The following is a 6826-nucleotide window of genomic DNA, read 5'->3' as shown; positions in this document are numbered from 1 at the left end:
GTTGTCATCGACAACTTGTTGCGAAACTCAAGTAGTGGAGCCATCCACTCTTCACCATTTTGAATCAAGCTTTCCATGGCTCTGTCTTTTGTTACAACAGTACAAGTCCAGCAGCCAAAACGTGAGTTACCACACGACGGGGTCGTCTCATCGATAACCATTGGGCACTCGCCTTGACCTGAAGAGTCTTTATAGAGATTCCATAGAATGAGGTTTTTACCACCCCATGGATTTTCCCACTCTAAATCGTACACGTCACGCCATACGTTTTTCGTGCCGTATGGAGTTTCTTTGGTTTCTAGATTACAAAGACGAAGGATTTTCCATACGTCATCCACAGCCCAAGTATCAATTGGCGTAAAGATAAATGCATTCGCAAGTGTGGTATGACGCGCTAATCGAGAACCATCAATTTTGTGCTTGGCAATTACCTGCGCCCTTGAAGCACTCTCTTGGCTGCGTGAGCCGAGAACAACGATCACCTCGTCAAACTGAGATACCTTGGATTTGATGAAATCGCTGACAGGGTCGATTTTCATCCTTTCTGTACACCAACGGAAAGAGCGAGTCGGTGCAGGATAGCCTTTGCCTAAAAGGCTAGACCAGAATGTTTGGTCGTCCTTTGGCACCACTTTATGGCAAGTGATAGGCAGTTGGTCGCGCTTCGCACCTTTCTCGATTGCGCGTAAGGAATCTTTGATGTGATTTACAACGACGGGTGTTTCAACCAGTGTATCTGAAGAAACGACAAATACAGGTTTATGGCGGTCTTTCGGCTCAAGGCCTAGTAGAGCCATATAGACTAATGTCATTACCGCAGAAGAGTCTTTACCACCACTGTAGCCAATCACCCATGGGCGTTTGTCTGCGCAATAGACGCGCTGCACATCGGCAATGTAGTGACTAAGCTTGTGGTTAGCAAAGTCTTCGGCATTGATAAATTCTTCGTACTCGGCGAGATCTTCCGCCAGTTGTAGCTCGTGTATCATGATAACTGCTTCTCTAGAGCTTTTTCTTCTGGGGTTAGTGGTAACCCCAATTCAATTTTTAACGCGTTGGCTGTTAACTGTATGTTTTGCGTAGATTTACTTAGCTTACCTAGGTTCATGCTACGTCTGACCCACTCGGGGTTGGTCTTGAGCCAATTTACTTTGCTTAGTTTGGACAGTCGAGCTTGCCAGTTATGAGGCTCTTGGCAAAGTAGATGTTTACCAAGTAGGCCAATGGCGTGCAGACCAACACCATGAGCATGGATAAAATCCAGTCGCATTTGGGCAGGCGAGAGCTCTTTCTCAATCACCATTCGCCACTCTGGTATATGTTTGGTCACTTCTTGCCAGTATTGAGCGGCCAGCTCGCGCTCTTTTTCATCAAACGTGTCTTTGGGGCCTTTAGTCAATAGTGCTCTAGTCGCTTGTTTAATGCTACTGAGCGTGAAAAGCTTGTTTGATTTTGGGCTAATACTCGACTTTTTCCATTTCAGTAAAACCTGCAAATGGTACCACTTCGTCAGCTAAGTAACGAGCAACAGATGAACTTTCATCTCGATGGTCGTAGCGTGTGCTGAGCGAAGGGCTTGGCTTTACTGCGTATTTGTTTAAATCAGCGAACATCTGCTGACTTCGTTTTAATCCTTCATCCATGAAAAACAGAACTGGGACGTTGTCTTGCCCTAAGTCTGGGTTTTCCTTCAGTGCTTCTTCAATGGCTTTACGTCGGTGCTGACCATCATTAATGAGGATCTGTGCATCCATTGGGATCTTCAAAGTACCTAAGTTAGGCACTCCGTTATGATCTTCAAAATCAATATCCACTCCAACAGATGCCGTTAACGCTGAAAACACGTAATCATTAGGGTTTTCGAGCAGGTACTTGACCATGTCGGGAATTCGGGTTTTGTTGAGAGTGCGCTGCGCCCTGAGCTCAGGAGGTACATCGTCTTCGTTATAGCTAAAAATCTTTGGAATGATACGCAGCGGACACGTTGCGATGTAGAAAGGCCTGCCAGCCTGTATTCCTCGAACAGCGGGAAACGAATAACAATACCCTGAATCTTGATTTTGCATACCAAGTCACCTTTATGTCATTTAGATAACATAAACGTAGTACGGTATGTTAAAAGTGCAACATAAAAATAACATAAAGGAGTGTTTGGTATGTCATTTCCAACCCAAATTGACATAACTTGCCATTGCCGAAGCAAGCCGTGCATTTTACAACTAGTCACATTCAATTGCCACGAGTGATCTCGCAAATGGTTATATATCCCTCAATAAGCCGAGGTGAACGTTTTTTGGGAAAGTTCTAACGTTCTACTAGTCGATAGCCTGATACTTTTTTACTGTGTTTAGCTAGCAGCGTATCTAGCTCTATCCGTGTTAGTAAAACTTCTGTGTTGTACTCACAATCAATTAGGTTTGCCAATCGTTTATCGAAGTTATGCTGTTTTGTATAAAGGTCATTTTCTAATGGAATGAACAAATGTTTGTTGATTAAAGGTGGCCTCTTCTCTTCATTAACATAGTCAAAAAAATCAATATCTTGCTCTGCCATTTTGATTTTGATTCTTTCGGTTAAGAAAGGTACTGACTTATCAAAAGCATCGTAGGCGGTGAGTGTGAGCTTACCTGAAGTGATGTGTATTTTGATAAGATCGATTTGTTCGTCAAGCTCGCCGTACATTTGTAGCCCCGCACCCACGTACACGCGAAGTAACAACGGTAGGTCATCGATATACTGGCGATGGATTATGAGTGAGTGACCTTGGTTGAGAAGGCTCGCAGGTAGTTGTTGGTGTGCTTTAATGCATTGCTGTTCGATAAGCTCCGTATCTGCGATGGCAAACAATAGTTCTGATGCGAGGTTGAGTGCGGTTTTGTAGTCGTCGAACAGCGCCTTGATGTCGCGTTTTAGGGAGTCTGGCTGCTGGGTGTAAGGTTTTCGCTTGTCAAAAAGTCCCATTGTGAAATAGAGGAGTAGGTCTTCTTTACGAGCTTTCACACATTGCTCAAACTCTTCTTGCCCATATAGCTCTTGCAGAAGTCCAAAGACTTTTTTGTGTGACCCAATGGCTGCTCGCAGTGCTTCAGATTCAGCAAATTCTTCGTTAGCGGGAACACGTCCCAGTTCAAGGCAGGTTGCCCAAAAGGATTGGAATAATTCTGGGTTTTGAGTGATATAGAGCTTTGCCTTATCTCTTTGGTCTGTTGGCTCTGGTGATGTGACCTGTTGCCAGCTGTGGTTTCTCTTGTACTTGTTTTGGAGATAGAGCTGCTCTTCCAGTTTGTCTTTAAAGATGTAGAAAATGCCCGGCGCCACAGCTATCGCGTTATCCTCTAATGACCGCTCAATGTAGCTTTTGATTTCCGCTTGCGAATAGTATTTTTGAAAGGTGTTGCGAGAAGTAATGACCCCGTCTTTGTAGGGCTTGAACTGCGAGATATAGCTTTCACTCGCTAACATCACAGATACAACCAACAGCTTGTCTGCAAGCTCCCAAGCACTCAAAAGTGCTTCTAAACGCTCGTCTTGGTCTTCGATTACGTTCAGCACAAAGCCTAAGTTGACTATTTCGGCGTTAAGTTTGTCGCTATCGGGGTGATGATTTGGATCCCAGCCTAATGCATCAAGTCCATGAGCTTCCAGCTCGCGCAGATCGTCTCCGCGTCCGCACCCATAATCAAAGATGGAGTAGTTACCTTCTAGGTAACCATGTTTAACCAGGGTTTTCATTGGAGCCGATAGTTCATGCCTGACTATCGCTGTGCGATGTCTATCAATACCATGTTCATCTTGTTTATCTGGGATGGCAGAAGTTCTGAACAATCTACCGTCTACGAGTTCGTATCCATGTTTGCGGATTAGGTTTTCCCAAGATTGTTTGAAACCGATGAGTCGAGTGTTGTGGTAGAGGCCTGCATTTTCACCTTCTTGAGTGATATTCACAAAATCATCGTAATGCGGGTTGCTAGGCAGCACCATGGTTTCTTTACGGTGCAAGATAGGAGGGTTATCCGACTCGGCATAGGTGGTAACTTTATGGGTGAGCTGGCTCAGATCGACGTTGAGGCTTTGTGCTAGAGCAGGGTAGGAGGTCTCATAAAAGGATGGGTAGTTAAGTAACGATACTCTAAAGCTCTTTTTGAATAGCTTGACTAGGTTCCACTCATTATCGGGTAAGTTCACGGCCTTCGCGATTGCTGGTATAAACTGAGCGAGTTCTTTGGGCATTGCCTCGAAGGCATCTTTATGGATGTACACTGCATCTGGCAATTGTTTGCCTGTTTTAACCAGCGATACAAGGTTTGAGAATTGCGTAGCATCCATCTTTGAGTCTTCCTTTTTAGTGCATGACTTAACTAAATAGCTCTAGTGCACGTTTTCCATGGGCGAAGCGCCCAGCAACGCGAGTACCATCATGTTTGGTTGTTCTACATTGGACGTAACGAGCATTTTCTGCTCCGACACTGACATGAATAGCTTGTTGCGGCCATAGTAATAGAGTCTATCAAACGGCAGATGGCCGATTATGTACTTTGCAACCTTATCCATTTGTCCCGTTTGGTCTTCGATATAGAAATCACAAGCCGCTCCATCTCGCTTACAAATTCGGTTTCCCTTTGAGTTGTACTCCATTGAGGCATGTTGATCCAAGGAGGGAGCCATGTCGCCCGGACGGTTTTTTAGGAGCCACAACAATAAAGCGTGACTAGTGAATCCGTAGGAGATGACGGGGCGGGAGAACTGGTTTGCAATTGGGATAAGGATTTCTCGGTCTAAACGTCTAAGTTCCGCAAGTGAAGTTTTGGATGCTGAATTGGTTCCAACGTAGTTTGGATGTTTGGAACGATACCAGTTCAAAAGGGCGTCTTGCATGCTGTCATTATTTTAGTGTGCAGATGTTTAACTATAGTTAGATGGATACGGCTTTCAATGAGTTTAAGGTGCTTTCATGTTGCTTCTCTCAATTTTTGTTTGTTGTGTTACTGGGGCAAGTGAGCGCAATCCACGGGTATGTGCATGGTATTAAGTAGATAAAAGTCATAGATACCTTTATTAGGTAACTCGAAGCTGCCAAAGCTTTTCATCGCAAAGAAACAGTATCATAACAATTGATGCCTCAGCAGATAAAAACAATAGTATTTCCTTGAAGCTCGAGAAGTTAGGCTTCATGATTGATATCAACAACCAACTAATACTAAACGGAAAAATGTTGTTTATGGATAACACATCTATTATCAACTCTGCTTTTGAGCACGTAAACCAACTCAATACTCAATCTAGTCAGTTTCGATTTCCTATGTCTATTTTGGTCTCACTAACCAAGAGTTCAGAAGGAACCGTTATAAGTGCGGTCAATAGAGAAATTGAGCGTTGGTTCGTTTCACTACAAAGTAAGCCAGATGTGATCGAACAGTTAGATATTTCTTTCTTACAAAGCCAAGAATACGTGACTGTTCAAAGTTCGCTGAAACCGTTGAAGGAGTCGTCTGTACCGCTGTTTTCTGCGATTGGGGCAAATAGAGCCTTAGCGCAAGGATTAGAGGTTGTTATGTCCATGCTGCGTACTGCTGTAGCGGACAGTAAAGCGAATAGTGTAACGTGCCGTCGCCCTTGGTGTGTCGTAGTCACTGATGGGCAGGCAACGGATGTGTGGACTGATAGCGCTGCAAAACTGAAACACTGGAGCTGCGAAAAGTCGATTGTGCCCATCATTATCAATTTGGGTGAGTATGATGAAAGCTTGGAGGAGTATTCTGTAGTGCCTGTATTAAATGCTTCGTTCAACCAACTGCCTGTTGTTTTTGATTGGCTGAAAGAGAGTATTGAATGCATTGCAAGTTCGCAGCCGGGCACTACAGTAAGGTTACCAGAATTACCACTATAAGAGACGGTGTAAGCAAAATAGTATAACTTTGTTTAGGTGAGTGAGCTTGAGGTAGGGGTGACAGCATATTACGCCCTGAACTGGTTCACTGAAAGCCCACCTCTAAAACTCACCATCAACCTGAAACACCAACCGCTCCTTACTATAAGGATGATCAAGCTCCAACTGCTCCGCATGCAAATGCAAACGGTCAGCCTTTTCACCATACAGCGTGTCGCCAACCATCGCCATGTTCAAACCAAGTTGATGCGCACTGTGAACGCGTAGCTGGTGGGTTCGGCCTGTTTTCGGGTACATGTATACCTTGCTTCGGCCATCACGCACTTCAATTAACTGCCAATGGGTCTCTGCCGGCTTGCCATGTTCGTAGCACACTAGCTGTCTTGGGCGATCATCAGGGTCGCCGCGCATTGGTAGGGAAATGTCACCTTCACTTTGAGTAAGTTCACCTTCTAGTAATGCTACATAGCGCTTTTGTACGCCACGGGTAATGAACTGCTTCTGTAGGCTTTTGTTGGCGCGCTTGGTCAAGGCAAAGACGAGTAATCCAGATGTCGCCATGTCTAGGCGGTGAATCACATAGGGGCCTTCGACATCAGGGAATAGGGCTTGTAGGCGCGTATAGGCAGAATCTTTAATGGTTTTGCCTGGCACCGACAGTAAGCCAGATGGTTTATTGATGACCACCATGGCTTCGTCTTGGTACACAATTTCCAACTCTTTGTCTTGCGCCCAGTTCTGCTCAAGTGGGTTGGGTTCGACGTTTAGGCCTTGCAGCATGTGTCCCAAGATAGGTTGACACTTGTTGTTGCAAGATGGGTAAAAACTGCCGTGCTTGCGGATCTCGGACTTAGGTGATGCGCCCCACCAAAACTCGGCCAAAGCCAAAGGCTTCAAGCCGTGCTTGTAGGCGTAGTGCAGTAGCTTTGGTGCGGCACA

At 45.0% G+C, this 6826-nt stretch carries 5 protein-coding genes and 1 pseudogene; 1 reads left to right on the top strand and 5 read right to left on the bottom strand.

Annotated elements, in window-relative coordinates; translation table 11 throughout:
• From TZ48_RS05160 to TZ48_RS24770, 4 genes and pseudogenes are all read right to left on the bottom strand, one after another.
• Positions 1-989: phosphoadenosine phosphosulfate reductase domain-containing protein (locus TZ48_RS05160; protein ID WP_162674502.1), on the bottom strand; the 989-nt coding region annotated here is incomplete at its 3' end.
• Positions 986-2066: pseudogene (gene dndB / locus TZ48_RS26080) on the bottom strand (DNA sulfur modification protein DndB). The gene TZ48_RS05160 and the pseudogene dndB, both read right to left, overlap by 4 nt.
• A 238-nt stretch (positions 2067-2304) precedes the next feature.
• On the bottom strand, positions 2305-4326 hold the full coding sequence (locus tag TZ48_RS05150) for a DNA phosphorothioation-associated putative methyltransferase (protein WP_112478485.1): 2022 nt from the start codon (positions 4324-4326) through the stop codon (positions 2305-2307).
• 42 nt (positions 4327-4368) lie between these two features.
• Positions 4369-4653: a hypothetical protein gene (locus TZ48_RS24770; RefSeq protein WP_239670717.1), complete on the bottom strand. Its 285-nt coding sequence runs from the start codon at positions 4651-4653 to the stop codon at positions 4369-4371.
• 517 nt (positions 4654-5170) lie between these two features.
• On the opposite strand from TZ48_RS24770, the gene TZ48_RS05140 reads away from it, so the two are divergent.
• Complete coding sequence (locus TZ48_RS05140; RefSeq protein WP_162674501.1) at positions 5171-5887, top strand: vWA domain-containing protein; 717 nt, start codon at positions 5171-5173, stop codon at positions 5885-5887.
• A gap of 102 nt (positions 5888-5989) precedes the next feature.
• On the opposite strand, the gene TZ48_RS05135 is transcribed toward TZ48_RS05140, so the two are convergent.
• Positions 5990-6826 (bottom strand): RluA family pseudouridine synthase (locus TZ48_RS05135; RefSeq protein WP_162674500.1); only part of this gene is annotated, 837 nt, incomplete at its 5' end.

This window comes from Vibrio variabilis, from assembly GCF_003263785.1.
Taxonomy (GTDB): domain Bacteria; phylum Pseudomonadota; class Gammaproteobacteria; order Enterobacterales; family Vibrionaceae; genus Vibrio; species Vibrio variabilis.
This window is presented reverse-complemented; position numbering and strand designations above follow the sequence as displayed.

What these genes read in the sequence shown, in the direction of transcription:
- TZ48_RS05150 (WP_112478485.1), bottom strand. Translation starts at nt 4,326, where the DNA reads ATGGATGCTACGCAATTCTCAAACCTTGTATCGCTGGTTAAAACAGGC.
- TZ48_RS05140 (WP_162674501.1), top strand. Translation starts at nt 5,171, where the DNA reads ATGATTGATATCAACAACCAACTAATACTAAACGGAAAAATGTTGTTT.